The 17,106-nt window shown below is 62.6% G+C and carries 19 protein-coding genes; 9 read left to right on the forward strand and 10 right to left on the reverse strand.

All coding sequences use genetic code 11. The features are described 5' to 3' along the window. The first annotated feature begins 242 nt into the window (after positions 1 to 242). Positions 243 to 635, forward strand: a complete 393-nt coding sequence (locus tag NKH23_RS18935) for a GFA family protein (RefSeq protein ID WP_352716608.1) — start codon at positions 243 to 245, stop codon at positions 633 to 635. A 109-nt stretch (positions 636 to 744) separates the two neighbouring features. Here the strand turns inward: NKH23_RS18935 and NKH23_RS18940 are convergent, their stop codons facing one another. Both NKH23_RS18940 and NKH23_RS18945 read right to left on the reverse strand, forming a co-directional pair. Continuing rightward, positions 745 to 1,110, reverse strand: coding sequence for a DoxX family protein (locus NKH23_RS18940; RefSeq protein ID WP_352912404.1), 366 nt, complete (start codon positions 1,108 to 1,110; stop codon positions 745 to 747). Beyond that, positions 1,107 to 1,469, reverse strand: a complete 363-nt coding sequence (locus NKH23_RS18945; protein ID WP_352716605.1) for a VOC family protein — start codon at positions 1,467 to 1,469, stop codon at positions 1,107 to 1,109. The genes NKH23_RS18940 and NKH23_RS18945 overlap by 4 nt, the downstream gene beginning before the upstream one ends. A 272-nt stretch (positions 1,470 to 1,741) precedes the next feature. Between NKH23_RS18945 and NKH23_RS18950 the strand changes: the two genes are divergently transcribed. Continuing rightward, a complete protein-coding gene (locus NKH23_RS18950; RefSeq protein ID WP_352977252.1) occupies positions 1,742 to 2,512 on the forward strand; it encodes a helix-turn-helix domain-containing protein in 771 nt (256 codons plus the stop codon). Positions 2,513 to 2,621: 109 nt separating this feature from the next. Next, entirely contained in the window at positions 2,622 to 3,053 is a 432-nt protein-coding gene (locus NKH23_RS18955) for a VOC family protein (RefSeq protein WP_352716601.1), read from the forward strand. 145 nt (positions 3,054 to 3,198) lie between these two features. On the opposite strand, the gene NKH23_RS18960 is transcribed toward NKH23_RS18955, so the two are convergent. Genes NKH23_RS18960 through ehuB form a run of 5 tightly spaced genes read right to left on the reverse strand, consistent with a single transcriptional unit; the run spans position 3,199 to position 7,009 of the window. Further along, positions 3,199 to 3,927, reverse strand: coding sequence for a GntR family transcriptional regulator (locus NKH23_RS18960; RefSeq protein WP_352716600.1), 729 nt, complete (start codon positions 3,925 to 3,927; stop codon positions 3,199 to 3,201). Beyond that, the gene (ehuA, locus tag NKH23_RS18965) at positions 3,924 to 4,703 is read right to left on the reverse strand and encodes an ectoine/hydroxyectoine ABC transporter ATP-binding protein EhuA (protein ID WP_352716599.1); all 780 of its coding nucleotides are present in this window, start codon (positions 4,701 to 4,703) and stop codon (positions 3,924 to 3,926) included. The genes NKH23_RS18960 and ehuA overlap by 4 nt, the downstream gene beginning before the upstream one ends. After that, positions 4,700 to 5,359 (reverse strand): ectoine/hydroxyectoine ABC transporter permease subunit EhuD, encoded by a 660-nt coding sequence (gene ehuD / locus NKH23_RS18970; RefSeq protein ID WP_095495147.1) that lies wholly within the window; start codon positions 5,357 to 5,359, stop codon positions 4,700 to 4,702. Before ehuD ends, ehuA begins: the two co-directional genes overlap by 4 nt. After that, positions 5,356 to 6,084: an ectoine/hydroxyectoine ABC transporter permease subunit EhuC gene (gene ehuC, locus NKH23_RS18975; protein WP_352716598.1), complete on the reverse strand. Its 729-nt coding sequence runs from the start codon at positions 6,082 to 6,084 to the stop codon at positions 5,356 to 5,358. Before ehuC ends, ehuD begins: the two co-directional genes overlap by 4 nt. A 55-nt stretch (positions 6,085 to 6,139) precedes the next feature. Beyond that, entirely contained in the window at positions 6,140 to 7,009 is an 870-nt protein-coding gene (gene ehuB, locus NKH23_RS18980) for an ectoine/hydroxyectoine ABC transporter substrate-binding protein EhuB (RefSeq protein ID WP_352912408.1), read from the reverse strand. A gap of 240 nt (positions 7,010 to 7,249) precedes the next feature. On the opposite strand from ehuB, the gene NKH23_RS18985 reads away from it, so the two are divergent. From NKH23_RS18985 to NKH23_RS19010, 6 genes are all read left to right on the forward strand, one after another. Next, positions 7,250 to 8,440 (forward strand): M24 family metallopeptidase, encoded by a 1,191-nt coding sequence (locus tag NKH23_RS18985; RefSeq protein WP_352977254.1) that lies wholly within the window; start codon positions 7,250 to 7,252, stop codon positions 8,438 to 8,440. A 74-nt stretch (positions 8,441 to 8,514) separates the two neighbouring features. Next, a complete protein-coding gene (locus tag NKH23_RS18990; RefSeq protein ID WP_352716594.1) occupies positions 8,515 to 9,663 on the forward strand; it encodes a M24 family metallopeptidase in 1,149 nt (382 codons plus the stop codon). A gap of 10 nt (positions 9,664 to 9,673) precedes the next feature. Beyond that, complete coding sequence (locus tag NKH23_RS18995) at positions 9,674 to 10,930, forward strand: sarcosine oxidase subunit beta family protein (RefSeq protein WP_352716592.1); 1,257 nt, start codon at positions 9,674 to 9,676, stop codon at positions 10,928 to 10,930. Between the two features lie 13 nt (positions 10,931 to 10,943). Beyond that, positions 10,944 to 11,240, forward strand: coding sequence for a sarcosine oxidase subunit delta (locus NKH23_RS19000; protein WP_352716590.1), 297 nt, complete (start codon positions 10,944 to 10,946; stop codon positions 11,238 to 11,240). Then, on the forward strand, positions 11,237 to 14,191 hold the full coding sequence (locus NKH23_RS19005) for a sarcosine oxidase subunit alpha family protein (RefSeq protein ID WP_352912410.1): 2,955 nt from the start codon (positions 11,237 to 11,239) through the stop codon (positions 14,189 to 14,191). The genes NKH23_RS19000 and NKH23_RS19005 overlap by 4 nt, the downstream gene beginning before the upstream one ends. Beyond that, on the forward strand, positions 14,184 to 14,687 hold the full coding sequence (locus NKH23_RS19010) for a sarcosine oxidase subunit gamma (RefSeq protein WP_352716587.1): 504 nt from the start codon (positions 14,184 to 14,186) through the stop codon (positions 14,685 to 14,687). Before NKH23_RS19005 ends, NKH23_RS19010 begins: the two co-directional genes overlap by 8 nt. A 61-nt stretch (positions 14,688 to 14,748) precedes the next feature. On the opposite strand, the gene NKH23_RS19015 is transcribed toward NKH23_RS19010, so the two are convergent. From NKH23_RS19015 to NKH23_RS19025, 3 genes are all read right to left on the reverse strand, one after another. Next, positions 14,749 to 15,213 carry a cupin domain-containing protein gene (locus tag NKH23_RS19015; RefSeq protein ID WP_352716586.1) on the reverse strand — a complete coding sequence of 155 codons (465 nt, stop codon included), beginning with the start codon at positions 15,211 to 15,213 and terminating at the stop codon, positions 14,749 to 14,751. A gap of 209 nt (positions 15,214 to 15,422) precedes the next feature. Beyond that, complete coding sequence (locus NKH23_RS19020) at positions 15,423 to 16,298, reverse strand: aldose 1-epimerase (RefSeq protein ID WP_352716585.1); 876 nt, start codon at positions 16,296 to 16,298, stop codon at positions 15,423 to 15,425. Positions 16,299 to 16,303: 5 nt separating this feature from the next. Beyond that, a complete protein-coding gene (locus NKH23_RS19025) occupies positions 16,304 to 17,104 on the reverse strand; it encodes a FadR/GntR family transcriptional regulator (protein ID WP_352716583.1) in 801 nt (266 codons plus the stop codon). Positions 17,105 to 17,106: the final 2 nt, after the last annotated feature.

Here is a 17,106-nt window from a genome sequence, read left to right on the forward strand (position 1 = left end):
TGCGTGGTCCTCATGTAAGTGAGGCAGGCCCGAGCGGTCACCAGGATAATTGCGCTGGGGTACGCCGCTGGCGCTCCGATGTTGCAGGAGTTTGATATTGATAGGCTCCGTTCGCCGCGAAGCGATGATCACTATCGCCAGCCACGGAAGAACGACGTGTCCCCGCCCGCGGCGCGGCGATTGCAACAACAATGCCGGTCGTTGTAACCATTCCGGCCGCTTGATTTTGGAGGAGACGCAGCATGGACCGATTCACCGGCGGTTGCCTGTGCGGCAACGTCCGAATTGTCGCGTCGGGGCGCCCATACCGGGTCGGCCTTTGTCACTGTCTCGACTGCCGCAAGCATCATGGCGCCCTTTTTCACGCTTCCGCGATTTTTCCTGAGGATGCGGTGACGATCGATGGCGAAACACGCGACTACGCCGGGAGGTTTTTCTGTCCCCGCTGCGGCTCCTCCATTTTCGGACGCACCGCAGACGAAATCGAAGTAAACCTGGGGTCCCTGGATGCGCCTGACCAACTGATGCCAACCTACGAAAGCTGGATCATCCGTCGCGAGTCCTGGTTGCCGCCGTTTCCGCTCACCAGACGATACGAGCGCGATCGTGACGCCACGGATCGCTTTGAAGAATAAGGTCGCACGAACGGTGCGCCGGCGCGTCAGTCCGGAAGATCGGCCTTGCGGAAGCCGTCAATGAACTGCTCAAGCAGCGCAGCGTCGTGGAATGGCTCCGAAGCGATGATCACAGGCTAGTGGTCGCAGCGACAATCAACCCGCCCAAGACGGCAACATTGATGGTGAAGCCGGTACGAAGCGCTTCGCGTTCATCGCCGCTGTAGCGCCAGAAGTTGAGCGCCATGAAAGACGCCGCAATGGTGAATACGGCCAAGGCCGCGGCGGGAAAGGGTCCACCAAGGCCCGTTGCCAGGCAAAAGCCGCCTGCAATCTCCAGCACCGATCCGGCCGCGAGAAGAGGCCCGGGAGCAGGAAAGCCCCGCTCGGCCAGGGACGCTGCGATCGCCCGGAACCTGAGGAAATGCTCGGCGCCCGCCCAGATAAAGACGCCGCCGAGCAAAACCAATCCGAGGTGGTGGAAGAACGCGATCATTCCTTGCTGCCGTCCTGGGTGTAAACCGCAAGCTCGTAACCATCCGGGTCAGCGAAATGGAAGCGCCGGCCGCCGGGGAAGCCATAGATCGGCCTGACGATCTTGCCTCCCGCTTGCTCGACACGCTTGACCGTTCCCGGCAAATCATCGGCATAGAGAATGACGAGCGGGCCTCCTCCCGACCTCGCTGGACCAGCGGCAAAGCCACCTGACAAGCGCCCGTCGTTGAACTCGCAATATTGCGGGCCGTAGTCAGTGAAGGTCCAGCCGAACGCCTTTCCGTAGAAGTCGCGTGACCGCGGAATGTCTTTCACGTTGAATTCGACGTAGTCGATCCGTTGGTCGTTGTTGTTGCTCATGACGCATACCTCTCATGTGATGTACGACGCCGAAAGATAAGCACGCATCTCGCTTGCCGGATTGAACAAAACGGCCATCGACGTATGAGCCGCACACGGCGCTGCCGATGGCGATGCACGTGGCATCACCCCTCGCCTACCCTCTTCGTTCCGGCCGGAAGAAAACGACCGATTCTTGCAACCGTTCTCGATTGGAAGACGTTGTCTCGAGCGACGGCCGGGCGCAGCCGCTGCGCCGTAGGTTCACCGCCGCTAATCCGAAGGGGAGCGAGATGAGCGATCCCGTCCCAGCGCAGGCAACGGGTTCATTTCAGCAACGTCCAGCGTCGGCGCGGCTTCGCGGGAGCTTCGCCTCGGTGTGGGTGCATCGAATGGACCCGGCGGGCTCACCGCCAATCGTCGTCATGCCCGACGCAACGATCGATCTGCAATGGATCGGAGGCAGCTTGCGAATTGCTGGCCCCGACAAGGAGCCGCAGACCGAGGTTCTGGCAGCGGACGAGGTCGTGATCGGCTTGCGCTTCCATCCTGCCGCGGCGGCGGCATGGCTGGGCGTGCCGCAAGTCGAGCTGGTCGGCAAGAGGCTGTCGCTCGACGATTTGTGGGGGGCGCGCGCTCGCCGCCTCGCCAGCCGCGTGCGCGCCAGCGACAATCTCGAGGATCTGGCCTGCTCGCTTCAACAGGTCGTCGCCGAGGAGGTGGCTTCCCGCGCGCCAGACGTTCCCATGCAGGCGGCATATCGCTTGATCGAGCGCGGGCCGCCAACCGACGCGCCGCTCGTCCCTTGGTTGATGCGCGCGCTCGAGATGAGCGAAAGGACGTTGCGCCGGCGCTTCGACGAGAGCTTCGGCTATGGTCCCAAGACGCTTGACCGTATCCTCCGCTACCAGCGCTTTCTGCGGCTTTCGAGCTACTCCAGCAGCTCCACCGCCATGCTGGCAGCCGAGGCGGGCTATTCCGATCAGGCGCATCTTGTCCGCGAGAGCCGCCGCCTGACGGGAAGCACCCCGCGACAGATTCATCACCTGCTGCACAACGAGTGAAACCTCGGCGCGTCCTTCGACTTGGCGGCACGCTGTTGGCCGTTTTGTTCAAGTCTTCACTGTCGCCCGACTTTATTCATGGTGTCTCCGATAACCAGAGGAGACTGCCATGAAACCGCGCATTTCGGTTTTGACTATCGCTGTCGCCGACCTCGAGAGTTCTCTCGCGTTCTACCGCGACGGTCTCGGCTTGCCGACGGAAGGGATCATCGGCCGCGAGTTCGAGCACGGCGCCGTCGCGTTCTTCACGCTGTCCGGCGGGTTGAAGCTCGCGATCTGGGCTCAGGACGACCTCGCCTACGACACCGGCCTGCCCAAGGCGCCGATTACCTCGACCTGGTTCACAATCGGCCACAACGTTGTGCGCCGCGAGGAAGTCGATCAAGTGATGGATGAGGCCGCCCGCGCCGGAGCCGAGATCATCAAGCCTGCCCGGGACACGTTCTTTGGCGGATATGCCGGATACTTCCGCGACCCGAACGGACATCTGTGGGAGGTCGTCTGGAACCCCGCCAACATACCGAGTGAGGATCCTCTTTAAGGGCGGCGCGGGCCTGCAGTCTCGAACCGCGTTAGTCATCCCCGGCGCTGGCAAATTCTGTCGGCATCGGGCGGCGAGCGGCCATGCTTTCCCAAGCAACGAGGACAGTGTGACGGCAGGCCACCAGCACAATCTTAAGGGCTGACTATGTTGCTCTATCCAGATTCGCCTCGCCTGCATGACGCATCATGCGGCGAAAGCTCATTGAGATATGCGCCCGCCTTATGTGCCCAATGGACTCCCAGTCGCCGATCTCGGCGGCGGCAAGGACCTCTTCCATTTCGCGGCGGAACGCGGTGAACTCCTCGACAAGGCCCAATTGCGGCATCATCTTCAGGACGACGCGCGCGACTTGAAAATACAGGCGCTCGCTGATCTCGCGTAGCGGCTGGTTGCCGGTCATCGCGGTGAGCTCGTAGAAAAAATCCATATTGAGGCGCAGGAAAGCGCGCTGGTCGGGATTGAGTATATCGGAATCGCAGCGCGCGATGAGCGCCCTTATCCGGTCGAGATCGTCCGCCGTGCGCGGGATCGGCGAGAGCTTGCCGACGAGCAGCGCCAGCTCCAGGCGCAGGTGATAGACCTGTTGCAATTCCTCGATATCGACATCGGTGACGATCGTGCCGACGCCATGGACGGACTGAACCAGACCTTCGGATTCAAGGCGTGCCAGGACGCGTCGTACCGGCGTGCGACTGATCTGGAACTCCTGGGCAAGTTCTTCCTCGGAGAGATGGCTTCCCGGTGCATAGTCGAGCAGGCAGATGCGGTCGCGCAGTATCCGGTAAATGCGCTCGAACCGTTCCCGCGCCGAGAGCGGGCGCGGCGGCGCGGCGGTCACGGCCATGGGGGTGGCATCTTTCTCAAGCGTCACCCAGCCTCCAGGACAGCGTGCAGGAACTGCCGTGTCCGCTCGTTCTTGGGGGCGCCGAACAACTCGCTTGGCGGTCCCTGCTCGCAAATCTTGCCCGCGTGGAAAAAGCAGACGCGATCGGAGAATTCCTTGGCAAATCCCATCTGGTGGGTGACCATCAGCATGGTGAGGTCATGCTCCCTACCAAGTTTTCGGATGACTTCAAGCACTTCGCCGACAAGTTCGGGGTCGAGGGCCGAGGTCACCTCGTCGAACAGCATGATCTTGGGCCGCATGGCGCAAGCGCGTGCGATGGCGACACGCTGCTGCTGACCGCCGGAGAGCTGCGAGGGATAGTGGTCCTTCTTCTCCGACAAGCCGACCATGTCGAGCAGCTCGGCGGCACGCGCCTCCGCATCGGCCCGCTTCATGCCGAGCACGGTTATCGGTGCCTCTATGCAGTTCTGCATCGCCGTCATGTGCGGAAACAGGTTGAACGACTGGAACACCATGCCGATCTTGGCGCGGATCTTGCGGATATGTGCGAGATCGGCGGGAACAAGCTTGCCGTTCCTCTCCATATGGGTGAGCGGCTCGCCTTCGACCCAGATGACGCCGTCATTGATCGTCTCCAGCGTCATCAGCATGCGCAGCACCGTCGTTTTGCCGGAACCGGACGGGCCGATGATGGAGACCTTTTCGCCGCGTGCTATTTCCAGATTAAGCCCGTCGAGAACGGTTAACGTGCCGTAGCGTTTCGATACATTGTCGAAGCGGACCATCGGTTGTTCCGTCATCGCATGGTCCTCCGGTTGAGCAGGCCTTCGAGGGAGCGAATGAGCGCGGCAGAAACCAGGCTCATGGCAAGGAAGAAGAGGCCGACCAGCGTCATCGGCTCGGTGTAGCGGAAGGTTTCGGAGCCGATGATCTTGGCCGTCTGCATCAGCTCCAGCACGGCGATTGCGGAAAGCAACGGCGTCTCCTTGAACAAGGCAACCAGATAGTTGCCGAGCGCCGGAACGATCGGCGGGATCGCCTGCGGAATGATGATGTCGCGGAACGTCGTCCAGGCCGACAGATTGAGTGCGACCGAGGCTTCCCACTGGCCGCGATGGATGTTGTCGAAACCGGCGCGATAGACCTCGGAGCAATAGGCAGCGTAGTGGATGCCGATGGCAAGCACCCCGGCGGTGAAGGCGTCGAGCACGACACCGAATTTCGGAAAGACGAAATAGAGAAAGAATATCTGGATCAGCAGCGGGGTCGAACGGATCAGTTCGACCAACACCGAAATTGTCCAGCCGGTCCATGGCACGGCGATGCGGACGACGGCCAGAACCAAGCCAAGCGAGGCGGCAAGTGCAAAGCCGATCAGCGTCGCCTCGATGGAGACGATGGCAGCGCGGGCGAGCACCGGCAGGATTTCAAAAGCAAATGCCCAGTCCCAGATCATGCTGCCTTCCCCCGCGCCAGTCCGAGCGACGCCCGCCTTTCGAGAAGCCGCATGCCGATGGTGAGAACCAGCGACATTGCCAGGTACATCAAGAGGACGAGCGTAAAGATCGGAATGGTCTTGAACGTGTTCTGGTTCATTTGTTGCGCCTTGAAGGCGAGGTCCGAGAGCGTGATTAGCGAAACAAGCGCTGTCGATTTCAGAAGCTCGATGAACAGATTGCCCCAGGGTGGGATCATGGCGACAAAGGCCTGCGGCAGGATGATCCGGCGCAACATCTGTGGGCGGCTCATGTTCAATGCCGTACACGCCTCCCACTGGCCGCGAGCTACCGACAGGATCGCACCGCGCACGACCTCCGACCCGTAGGCGCCGACATTCAGGCCGAGCGCCAGCACTGCCACCACGAAAGCGTTGATCGTGACGCCGAATTGCGGCAGCACGAAAAACAGCCAGAACAATTGCACCAGCGCCGACGTTCCGCGGAAGATCTCGACATAAACCGTGGCCAGCCATCTGAGCGGCGTCGGGCCGTACATCCTTGCAAGTGCTGCAAGCACGCCCATGACTATTGCAAGCAGGCTGCCGAGGACGGCGATCTCGATTGTCAGGACCGCGCCTTGCAGCAGCCCCGGCATGAACACTCTATAGCTTTCCTGTGTTGCCAAGGCGCCGATCACGACAAGCGCGATGACCAGCATGGCAACGAGCGTACGGATTCCCATGCGATTCCCCCGGGGAAAAAAGGGCGGCGCTTTCGCGCCGCCAGCAGTTGGGAACCTATTTGCCTGCGCAGAGCTCTGCGGTGGTCTTGTTGGGGAGATAATCCTTGCCGAAGCCGAGCGGCTCGACCAGCGCGATGTGCTCCGGCGAACCGAGGAACTTCTTCAGCTCGGCGTTGAACGCCTCCAGCAGATCGGTATCTTCCTTGCGGAAGCCGAAGCCGCCATGGCCTTTTACCGACTTGCCGGCAACCTCGCCGAACGGCTTTGTCGATTCGACGCCGTCGGCCTTCTTGGCCATGTCGGCGATCGAAAGAGCGGTCAGCGCGGCAGCATCGGCGCGGCCCGACTGAACGGCGGCGACCAGGCTGGACTGGTCAGGCAAGGAGACGATCTGCCCATCGGCAACGCCCGCGTCCTTGGCGAAGCCGCCTTCGACGGCGCCGGCCATCACGGCAAGCTTGAGATCCGGGTTGTCCTTGATGCTGGAAAAGTCCTTCAAGCCCTTCGGGTTGCCTTTTGCCACCAACAAAGCCTCGCCGATGCCGTAGGAAGGCTCGGAGTAGTTGATCTCGGCGCAGCGCTTCGGAGTGATGAACATGCCGGCGGCGATGATGTCGAAGCGGCCGGCCTTGAGACCCGGAATGAGCGAGCCGAATTCGGTCAGCACGCCGTCGACCTGCGAGATGCCCAGCTTGGCGAGCACCGCCTTGGCGACTTCAGGGGCCTCGCCGGTCAGCTTGCCGTCTGGCGTGGCGTAACCGAACGGCGCCTCGTTGGCGAAACCGACGCGGATGTAGCCGTCCTTCTTGGCCCGTTCGAGGGTGGTTTCCGCGTGAGCGGACAGCGACGTCAATGACGTCGCGGCGAGCGCGATGCAGGCAGCCGCTTTCACGACCATACGGCGCGATACCGATGAATTGAACATGCTTTTCTCCCATTGGACAACTGATGGATGGTTCCCAGGGCGCGGCCTTCTTCGAGGTCGACGCCTGCTTGATAAGACGTATACAACTGCCCTAGACATTTCGCAAGCAGAGATATAGAAACCAAGAAAATTCGACGATAATTCGTAGTTAGCCAATAAATCGATGTCGAGTTGTGCACAATTTGGCCTGTTTGCTTTTTTACGAAAGGGCAAACAGCGTACCTGGAAGGCAGGATTTCGGTGGCGACCGCGGACGGGCTCGGGACATTCACGCAAGCGGAGTATGGGCAGCGCCTCGCCGGCGTGAAGACACGCATGCAAAAAGCCGGCTTCGATCTCATCGTCTGTCAGGATCCAGCCAACATGTGCTGGTTGACCGGCTATAACGGATGGTCGTTCTACGTTCCGCAGTGCGTGCTCGTCCATCTGGAGGAGGACCGGCCGATCTGGTTCGGCAGGGCGCAGGATGCCAAGAGCGCACGCCTGACCACCGGCCTGCCCGAGACAAACATCGTGCCGTTCTCGGAACGGCTGGTGCAGCAGCCGGTCGAACACCCCTATGACGAACTCGCCCAACTGATCCGGTCGCGCGGTTGGGGAAAGGCCCGTATCGGCGTCGAGATGGACGCGCATTATTACACTGCGCGCTGCCACGCCCACCTTGTCGAGGGGCTGTCCGACGCGCACTTCGCCAACAACCACGATCTCGTCAACTGGGCGCGGCTGGTGAAATCCGAAGCCGAGCTAGTGCTGATCCGCGAGGCGGGTGCGATCTGCACGCATGCCATGAACCGCGCCATCGAGAAAATGCGGCCTGGCGTGCCTCAGAACCATGTCATTGCGGAAATCTATCACGCACAGATTATGGGCGTGCCCGGAGCGGGCGGCGACTATGCCGCGATCTGTCCGCTGATGCCCGTTGGCGAGGGCACCAGCACGCCGCACCTGACGTGGTCCGACGCGCCGCTGCCGGACAGCGGCCTCGCCATTCTGGAGATCGCCGGCGTGCGGCGCCGCTATCATGCAGCGCTGACCCGAACGGTACATTTCGGCAAGCCGCCGCAAGCCATCCTCGACATGGCCAAGGCGATCGTCGAGGGCGTCGATGCTGGCCTCGAGAAGGCGCGCCCCGGCAACACCGCCGAACAGGTGGAAGCCGCCTGGCAGGCAGTCTTGAGGAAGAACGGGCTGAAGAAAGACAGCCGCGTCGGCTATCCGGTCGGACTCGCCTACCCGCCCGATTGGGGCGAGCGTACCGCGAGTCTTCGTCCCGGCGACACCACCGAGATGCAGCCTGGGATGTGCTTCCATTTCATGGCCGGCGTCTGGCTCGACGATTTCGGCATCGCCATCTCGGAATCGTTCGTCGTCACGGAACGTGGCGGCGAACGCCTCTGCGATGTGGCGCGCGAACTCATCGTCATCGACTGACATGGCGGCCGGGAAACCGGCTGCCGAAAAGACCATGCCCGCCAGCAAGCCGGCAACAAGCACGAGGACGCCCGATGGACCGCAATCCGTTTTCCGAAGCCGAAATCGCCAGCCGCCTGGCAAAGGTCCGTACTGCACTGGTCGAACGCGAGCTCGACGCGGCGGTGTTTGCCTCGCCGGAGAACGTCTTCTATCTCACCGGGCTCGATCACTGGGGGTATTTTGCCCCTCACCTGCTGATCGTCCCGCTCCGGGGAAACCCCGTCCTGGTCACCCGCTCGATGGAAAAGGTGACGATCGAGAATCAGGTGAAGGCAGCGGAATTCCGTGGCCATTCGGACAGCGAAACGGCGGCCGACCTTGCCGCGCGGGTGCTTACAGAGCTTGGCCTGTCCGGCAAGCGGATCGGCCTCGAATACTGGACGGCCGGCCTTAGCCATGGACTTGCCGTGGCGCTCCAGATGCAAGCAGATGCAAAGTGGAGCGATGTCTCCGGTCTGATCGACAAGATGCGGCGGGTGAAGAGCGCCGAAGAACAGGCGCTGATGCGGCGGGCCGCCAAGGTGACGGACGCCGCCGCCGGTGCCGCGATCGCCGCGATCTCCGATGGCGCTTCCGAACAGGAGGTCGCCGCCCAATGTGTTGCGGCAATGATCCGCGCCGGCGGTCATGCGCCGGGCTTCGGACCGTTCATCCGCCCGGCCGCGCGCCTGGGTGAAGAGCACACGACCTGGGGCGACGGGATCTACCGCAAGGGCGAGCCGGTCTTTGTCGAACTGTCCGGGTGCATCTCGCGCTACCACGCCCCGCTCGGCCGGCTTGTTCGGATCGGCCACATCAGCGACGAAGACGCCGCAATGGCGGAGGTGACCGCCAAGGCGTTCAACGCGGTCATCGAGGCGCTGCGGCCGGGCGCCAAGGCGCGCGATGTCTACGCCGCCTGGCAGGCCGTCGCCGACGAGGCCGGTCTTTCCCACTATCGCCGCCATCACTGCGGTTACCTTGTCGGCGCCGGCCAGCCGCCGTCATGGACCGGCGGCAATTCGGTGACCGGCTTGAGGCACGATTCCGACCTCGAGATCGAGACCGGGATGGGCTTCCACATCCTGTCGTGGCTGATGGGAACGGGTCGCGGCAATGACTTCGTCTCCAACACGGTGCTTTTGACCGATGCGGGTGCCGAAGTGCTCACCCGCACGCCGGCCGGCCCGATCGTTCGATAGGCCTGCACACATGGCGCGCTACTCGGCATTTTCGATTTTACGCAACGCGCTGTCCGGCCAGAAGAATTGGCAGCGCGCCTGGCGGGCAGCGGAGCCAAAATCTTCCTATGACGTGATCGTTATTGGCGGCGGCGGACACGGCCTCGCCACCGCCTTCTACCTCGCCGAGAACCACGGCATCCGTAACGTCGCGGTGCTCGAAAAGGGTTATGTCGGCGGCGGCAATGTCGGCCGCAACACCACCGTCATCCGCTCCAACTACCTGCTCGACGGCAACACCCAGTTCTACGAATTCTCGATGAAGCTCTGGGAGGGCATGTCGCGGGCGCTGAATTTCAACGTCATGTTCTCGCAGCGCGGCCAGCTCGTCACAGCGCATTCCGCCGATCAGCTCGACAGCTTCAGCCACCGGGCCAATGTCATGCGGCTGAACGGCATCGATGCCGATATCCTCGACCGGGAAGAAGTGCGCAGGCTGGTGCCCTATCTCGATTTTTCCGACACCGCCCGCTTTCCGATCCATGGCGCTATCTTCCAGGGCCGGGCGGGCACGGCGCGCCACGACGCCGTCGCCTGGGGCTATGCGCGCGCCGCCGACGGCCATGGCGTCGACATCATCCAGAACTGCGAAGTGACAGGCTTCGTCCGCGACGGCGACAGCATCGTCGGCGTCGAAACGACGAAAGGCCGGATCGGCGCCGGCAAGATCGGTCTCGCTGTTGCCGGTCATACATCCGTGCTCGGTGCCAAGGCCGGCCTTGAACTGCCGATCGAAAGCCATGTCCTGCAAGCCTTTGTCACCGAACCGCTGAAGCCGTTGGTAGACCAAGTCGTCGCCTATGGCGCCGACCATTTCTACGTCAGCCAGTCCGACAAGGGCGGGCTGGTCTTCGGCGGCAATCTCGACGGCTACAATTCCTACGCCCAGCGCGGCAATCTCGGCGTCGTGCGCGAAGTGGCGGAGGCGGCGATTGCGCTGATGCCGTGCATTTCGCGCGTCCGCCTGCTGCGCCACTGGGGCGGCGTCATGGACATGACTCCCGATGCCAGCCCGATCATCTGCCCGACGCCGATCGACGGCCTCTATCTCAACGGCGGCTGGTGCTACGGCGGCTTCAAGGCGACGCCGGCTTCCGGCTGGTGCTTCGCCCACACGATCGCCACCGGCAAGCCGCATCCCTTGATCGCGGCCTACGGGCTCGATCGTTTCCGCACCGGCCACACGCTCGACGAAGCCGGCGTCGGTCCTTCCGCCTGGCTGCAATAGGAGGCGGAACAAAATGCTGCTCATCGAATGCCCCTGCTGCGGCCCGCGCGACCATGACGAGTTCCGCTATGGCGGCGATGCCTCGGTCACGCGTCCGGCCCATGACGATCCCGATCCGGAGGCCTGGTACCGTTATGTCTATGTCAGGACAAACCCGGCCGGCCTGCACCGTGAATTCTGGCAACACGTGACCGGTTGCCGGCAATGGCTGGTGGTCGAACGCGACACACGCAACCACGCCATCACAGCCGTCGACTTCGCCAGAAAATTGCGGGCCACGAAATCAACTCTCAGGAAATCACCGGCATGAGTTCGAACCGCAAACGACTGTCGGTGGGTGGCCGCATCGTCCGCGAGCGGCCGGTCGAGTTTACTTTCGACGGCCGCAAGCTGGCTGGATATCGCGGCGACACGCTTGCCTCCGCGCTGCTCGCCAATGGCGTCACCCTGGTCGGTCGCAGCTTCAAATATCATCGACCGCGCGGCATTTTTTCCGCCGGGCCCGAAGAGCCGAATGCGCTGGTTACGCTCGGGAGCGCCGGCAGGCGCGAGCCGAACCTGCCGGCGACGACACTGGAACTCGCCGACGGCATGGTCGTGGAGAGTCAGAACCGCTGGCCATCGCTTGCCTTCGACGTGCAAAGCGTCAACGGGCTGTTGGCACCATTTCTGTCCGCCGGCTTCTACTACAAGACCTTCATGGGCCCGACGCGCCGCGCCTGGATGTTCTACGAACATTTCATCCGCAAGGCGGCCGGCCTGGGTAGGGCCGGCACCGACGCTGATCCCGACCGCTACGAGGTTCGTCATGCCTTCGCCGATGTCGCCATCGTCGGCGGCGGCCCGGCGGGATTGTCGGCAGCGCGGGCGGCCGCCGCGGCCGGCGCGCGGGTCGCGCTGATCGAGCAGGATTTCCTGCTTGGCGGCCAGCTTCTGGCGGAACCGTCCGACAGCGCAGCGGCCTCATGGCTGAGGCAGGCCGAGGCCGAGTTGGAGGGCTTCGAAACCGTCGCGCTGATGAAGCGGACGACCGCTTTCGGCAGCTATGACGGCAATGTCCTTGGACTGGTCGAACAGCGCGATCCAACCGATCCGCTGCCGAATGGCGAGGCCCGGCAAACGGTCACCATGCTGCGCGCCCGTTCGATCGTTTTCGCCACCGGCGCCATCGAGCGGCCGATGGTGTTCTCGAACAATGACCGGCCCGGTGTCATGCTTGCCTCGGCCGCCCGGACCTATCTCAATCGATTCGCCGTCCTGCCGGGCAAAAAAATCGTCGTCGCCACCAACAATGACGGTGCCTGGCGCACCGCCTTCGACTATGCCGTAGCCGGCGCGAAGGTGACGATTGCGGATCTTCGCGCAGTCCCGCCAGCAGCACTTGCCGCAGAAGCCGCACGGCTCGGCGTAATGATACGGGCCGGGACGCGGATCGTCGACCTGCGTGGCGGCCATGCCGTCAGGGACACAACGCTCAACGGGCCGGACGGCCCGTCCTCGGCCGCCTGCGACCTGGTCTGCGTGTCCGGCGGCTGGTCGCCAACCGTGCATCTCACCTCGCACCTTGGTGTCAAACCTGTCTATCGCGACGACATCGGCGGCTTCGTGCTGGGCGCGTTTCCGGCCGGCCGGTTCGGCGCCGGCGCGATGATGGGGGCCCATGCAACTGCCGAAGCCATCGAGGAAGGTCATCGCGCCGGCATCGACGCGGCAGCCTCCTGTGGCAAGTCGGCGCCGGTGTCCGCTCCGTCCAAACTCGATCTGGACCAGACCGCCACGATTTCGCTTCGCGAAGCCCCTTCCGTCGATCGTGGAAAAGCCTTCGTCGATTTCCAGATGGACGTGACGACAAAGGACATCGAACTCGCCCATCGCGAAGGCTATGAATCGGTCGAGCACCTGAAGCGCTACACCACGCTCGGCATGGGCACCGATCAGGGCAAGACCAGCAATTTTCCCGCACTTGCCGCCATGGCAGCGCTGCGCAACGCAACGATTCCTGAGACCGGCACCACGACCTTCCGCCCGCCCTATACGCCGGTTGCCATCGGGGCGCTTGCCGGGCGCGCCATCGGCCATCATTTCAAGCCGATCCGCCGCACGCCGATGCACGACTGGCACATGGCGAACGGCGCCGAGATGCTCGAGGTCGGGCTCTGGATGCGGCCCTATTTCTACCGGCAGTCGGGGCGCGACGTGAGCGAGGCCTATGTCGCCGAAATGCGTACCGTACGTCAGGCGGCGGGCCTTATGGACATTTCCACCCTTGGCAAGATCGATGTCCAGGGCCCGGATGCGGCGATATTCCTGGATCGCGTCTACGCCAACGGCTTTGCCAAACTGGCGGTAGGCCGCGCCCGCTACGGCGTCATGCTGCGCGACGACGGCATTGTCTTCGACGACGGCACCACGACGCGGCTGGCGGAAAACCGGTTCTTCATGACGACCTCGACCGCCAAGGCCGCCGATGTGCTGTCGCGTCTCGAATTCCTGCTCGACACGGCCTGGCCGGATTTGCGCGTGGCCGTGACCTCGGTCAGCGATGAATGGGCGGCGATGTCGGTTGCCGGGCCTAACAGCCGCGCAATCCTCAGCGCTGCTTTTCCTGGTCTCGACGTCTCCGACGCGGCGCTTCCGCATATGGGGCTACTCGAAAGCGAGTGGGAGGGCCGTTGGCTCCGCATCCTGCGTCTTAGTTATTCCGGCGAGCGTGCTTACGAAGTCTATGTCGGCGCCACTGCAGGTGAACAGCTCTGGAGTCGCTTGCTCGAAGCCGGCAGACTGTTCGACCTGAAGCCTTACGGCGTCGAGGCGCTTGGCGCGCTGCGCGTCGAAAAGGGCCATGTCGCCGGACCAGAGATCGATGGGCGCACGACACTCGACGATCTCGGCCTCGGCCGCATGGTCGGCAAGCGCAGCAGCTTCGTCGGCGACGTCCTGCGATGGCGCCCTGCCCTCCAGGCGCCCAACCGGCAGCGTCTGGTCGGACTGGAATGCATCGAGGACGGAAAACGCCTGCGCGGCGGCGCCATCCTGTTCCTGCCGGATGAGAAACCCTATGGCCATGGGCGCGGTCGCGTCACCTCCGTCACTTTCAGCCCCGAACGCGGCCATTATGTCGGGCTGGCCCTGCTTGCCGGTGATGTCGCGGCAGAAGGAAGCGAGGTCGTGGCGGTCTATCCGATGAAGGCCGAAACGGTTCGCGCCCGCGTTGTCTCGCCGGTATTCATCGATCCGCAGGGAGAACGGCTGCATGGCTAGCTTGACCTCTTCGCGGGATTTCAGCCTGTCCGTGGCCGATTGTCCGCTTATCCAGATCGAGGGCTGGGACGCGACACTGAGACAATTCGAAAAGAGCGTCTTGGCGTCGCTCGGCAAGAAACTTCCCGCTTCGGTCGGAGAGACGGTTCGCCACAAGGGCCTTTTAACCATCCGCGTTGCACCTCGCCGCCTTTGGCTGGCTCTCGACGAAGGCACGCAAGCGCCAGCCCTTGTCGTAGACCCCGATCTCGGCTGTTCCGTTCCCCTCGGGGAAGGTCGTGTTCGTTTGAAAATGGCCGGCCCTGGTATCGCAAGGCTTCTGTCCGGCTGCATTGCCGTCGACTGGCACGCGCCGGCCGCCGCTCCGGTCCGCGCCGTGCTGACATCCTTCCATCATGTCTCCGTGCTCTTCCTGCGCACCGGCGAGACCGCGTGCGAACTCATCGTGCCGCGAAGTTTTGCCCGCAGCCTCACGGATTGGATTGCCGGCGGCTAATACCGGTTCCTCGGGCAAGGACCGGCTTTAGGGGCGATCCAAGCCGCCATCATGAAGCCATCTACTCTCTTGCTGGCCATTCTTGCAGAAGCGTAATCCCATACTTCGGCGCGGCTGCTTTGAGCCGCTCGATATCGGCAGGCGTTGGCGGCCCGACCACTTCTCCCTTGCCGAGTTCATGGCCACCTTCGGCGAGAAACTGCTCGAACACACTTGGCGTGTCTATCAGGATATAGCGAACGAGCTGATTGCCGGGATTCATAAGCTGGTGCGGGATGCCACGCTTCAAAAACATGCTCTCGCCGGGCGAGAGCGTTCGGATCACACCGTCCACGAGTGCGGTCAACTTCCCTTCGATGACGTAGACCGTCTCGTCGTCATTCGCATGAACATGGATTGGCGTTTTCGTGTGCCCGTCGCTTCTGTTTTCGAAGAGACTCAACGAGCCTCCCGTCTGTTCGCCGGAGACCAGTCGCTTCATGACGATGCCTGCGAGCACGAATTCTTTTGGTTCAACATCCGTCATTGATCCAATCCTGCTAGGCACATTTGGAGGGCCGTCAAGCGGACGAACCGCGCCGCGACATCCGGCAAACGTCGAACGGGCTCATGCGTTCCCGGTCGCTGGAGTTCAATCTTCCCAAGCTCCGTTTGGACGAAAAGCCGGCTTCGTTCTTCCCGGACTTGCTGGTCGACACCGACATCCGCCAATTCGAGGGCGCCGCTGAGGTCCGCCTAACTGACGGCGAAGCTGCAACGGGCTGCCAGGCTCTCGCCAGGCCCAAGCACCGACAGTCCATTCCATTTGTCGATCGAACCACGATTGTGAGCATCGACAGCATGACTGAGCGGCTCAAAACAGAAGAAGTCGCTCTCCTTCGATGGCGAATAGACCAGGTAAAAATTCAAGGGCGATGAAGCTTCAATCCGCAGGCTGCAACTGTGCTCCGGCCACGATATCGTGGCGACGCCGTCCCAACCGGCAAACAGATTGTTTATCCATCCACTCGGCAACACGACTGGGGCGCCGAAATCCCAATCGGGACGGGTTTTGATATCCACAAACCGTTCGGGGAGATGGTTGAGCAGTTCGAGACAAACCTGCGAGGCCGGCGCATGAAGCGCGGTTCGTGCCGTTCTCGGGAACCATGGATGGATGCCAAGCCCGAACGGCAATCTGATCGAGGCCCGATTGACGATGCGAAGTTTCAGCTCGAGCCCCTGTCCGGTCAGAGCGTAGCGCACCTCGGCGCGATATCGATATGGGCCGGGTCCGTTGCTGATGAGCGACAGCTTTGCGTTGTCTTGCGCTACGCTGTCGACGTCCCACTCGCGCGAAAATCCATTGCCGTGAATGGGAAATGGCTCGCCTGCAACATTGGCAGGCAGTTCGTGGAATTTGGAGTCGAATGTGAATCCGCCGCCTGAGATGCGATTTGACCACGGCAAAAGCAGGTTGCAGGCAAGATCGACCGGGTTGCTGCTCCCGCCGTTTGGCCAAGGCCGGAAGATCGGCACGCGCCCATAGTCCAGTCTCGCAAGACCTGCCCCAAGCGACGGGACGATTTCAGCGGACAGGTCTCCGCTTCTGATCTTGATGGTCCCGACCATCAGCTTCAGACGGTGTCGACCTTGGCAGCGGCGATCGGCTGTTGATGGCGGCCTTTGCGAGCCACTGCAAGAAGGTCGTTCGACGCGATCCCGATGAGCGCCTTCATCTGATCGTGAGCGTCGTCGGCCCTGCGCATCCTAATTGCCTCCAGCACGTCGCCATGCGCGCTCAGTGTCTGCTGGTAATTAGCGGTGGCCGATGTGGTCAATCGGAAGGAGAAGCTGAGGGCGGCCGCAAGCATATTGCCGAGATTGGCGAATACCGGGTTGCGGCTGGCACGAAGGATGGCCGTATGAAACCTGACGTCGGCATCGAGACACGCAGCAAGATCGTCCTGCGGAGCAATGCGCATGGCTTCATACGCCGCTTCGATGACTGCGAGATCGCCTGACGTCGCCATCTTGGCCGCAAGTTGGGCGGCAGCGGGTTCAATGACCAGCCGCGCCTCGATCAATCCCCGAACGAAATCGAGATCGGGCTCGATATCGCGCATCCATTCCAAAACCTGTGCATCCAGCCTGTTCCATTCGCTCGACACGCGCACACGCGTCCCGGCCCGCTTGCGTGCCTCGATCAATCCTTTCGCCGAAAGCGTCAGAAGAGCATCGCGAAGCGCGGTGCGGCTCGCCCCGTAGATGACGCAAAGTTCGGCTTCCGTCGGCAGGACGGAGTGCTGCGCGTAGGAGCCGGCGAGGATTCGCTGTCCGAGATCGCGTGCGATGCGATCCTTGAGCGATGACGTGGCGCCCTCTGCGGCAGGAATGTCCTGCGTGCCTTGGCCAGTCGAAGCGATCGCCGCGTCCATCG

The organism is Mesorhizobium sp. M1328 (genome assembly GCF_040318075.1).
Taxonomy (GTDB): Bacteria; Pseudomonadota; Alphaproteobacteria; order Rhizobiales; family Rhizobiaceae; genus Mesorhizobium.

Excerpts from the sequence above, each read along its gene's own strand:
- NKH23_RS18935 (WP_352716608.1), top strand. The coding sequence starts at position 243 with ATGGACCGATTCACCGGCGGTTGCCTGTGCGGCAACGTCCGAATTGTC.
- NKH23_RS18940 (WP_352912404.1), bottom strand. The coding sequence starts at position 1,110 with ATGATCGCGTTCTTCCACCACCTCGGATTGGTTTTGCTCGGCGGCGTC.
- NKH23_RS18945 (WP_352716605.1), bottom strand. The coding sequence starts at position 1,469 with ATGAGCAACAACAACGACCAACGGATCGACTACGTCGAATTCAACGTG.
- NKH23_RS18950 (WP_352977252.1), top strand. The coding sequence starts at position 1,742 with ATGAGCGATCCCGTCCCAGCGCAGGCAACGGGTTCATTTCAGCAACGT.
- NKH23_RS18955 (WP_352716601.1), top strand. The coding sequence starts at position 2,622 with ATGAAACCGCGCATTTCGGTTTTGACTATCGCTGTCGCCGACCTCGAG.
- ehuA (WP_352716599.1), bottom strand. The coding sequence starts at position 4,703 with ATGACGGAACAACCGATGGTCCGCTTCGACAATGTATCGAAACGCTAC.
- ehuD (WP_095495147.1), bottom strand. The coding sequence starts at position 5,359 with ATGATCTGGGACTGGGCATTTGCTTTTGAAATCCTGCCGGTGCTCGCC.
- ehuC (WP_352716598.1), bottom strand. The coding sequence starts at position 6,084 with ATGGGAATCCGTACGCTCGTTGCCATGCTGGTCATCGCGCTTGTCGTG.
- ehuB (WP_352912408.1), bottom strand. The coding sequence starts at position 7,009 with ATGTTCAATTCATCGGTATCGCGCCGTATGGTCGTGAAAGCGGCTGCC.
- NKH23_RS18990 (WP_352716594.1), top strand. The coding sequence starts at position 8,515 with ATGGACCGCAATCCGTTTTCCGAAGCCGAAATCGCCAGCCGCCTGGCA.
- NKH23_RS18995 (WP_352716592.1), top strand. The coding sequence starts at position 9,674 with ATGGCGCGCTACTCGGCATTTTCGATTTTACGCAACGCGCTGTCCGGC.
- NKH23_RS19000 (WP_352716590.1), top strand. The coding sequence starts at position 10,944 with ATGCTGCTCATCGAATGCCCCTGCTGCGGCCCGCGCGACCATGACGAG.
- NKH23_RS19005 (WP_352912410.1), top strand. The coding sequence starts at position 11,237 with ATGAGTTCGAACCGCAAACGACTGTCGGTGGGTGGCCGCATCGTCCGC.
- NKH23_RS19010 (WP_352716587.1), top strand. The coding sequence starts at position 14,184 with ATGGCTAGCTTGACCTCTTCGCGGGATTTCAGCCTGTCCGTGGCCGAT.
- NKH23_RS19015 (WP_352716586.1), bottom strand. The coding sequence starts at position 15,213 with ATGACGGATGTTGAACCAAAAGAATTCGTGCTCGCAGGCATCGTCATG.
- NKH23_RS19020 (WP_352716585.1), bottom strand. The coding sequence starts at position 16,298 with ATGGTCGGGACCATCAAGATCAGAAGCGGAGACCTGTCCGCTGAAATC.
- NKH23_RS19025 (WP_352716583.1), bottom strand. The coding sequence starts at position 17,104 with ATGGACGCGGCGATCGCTTCGACTGGCCAAGGCACGCAGGACATTCCT.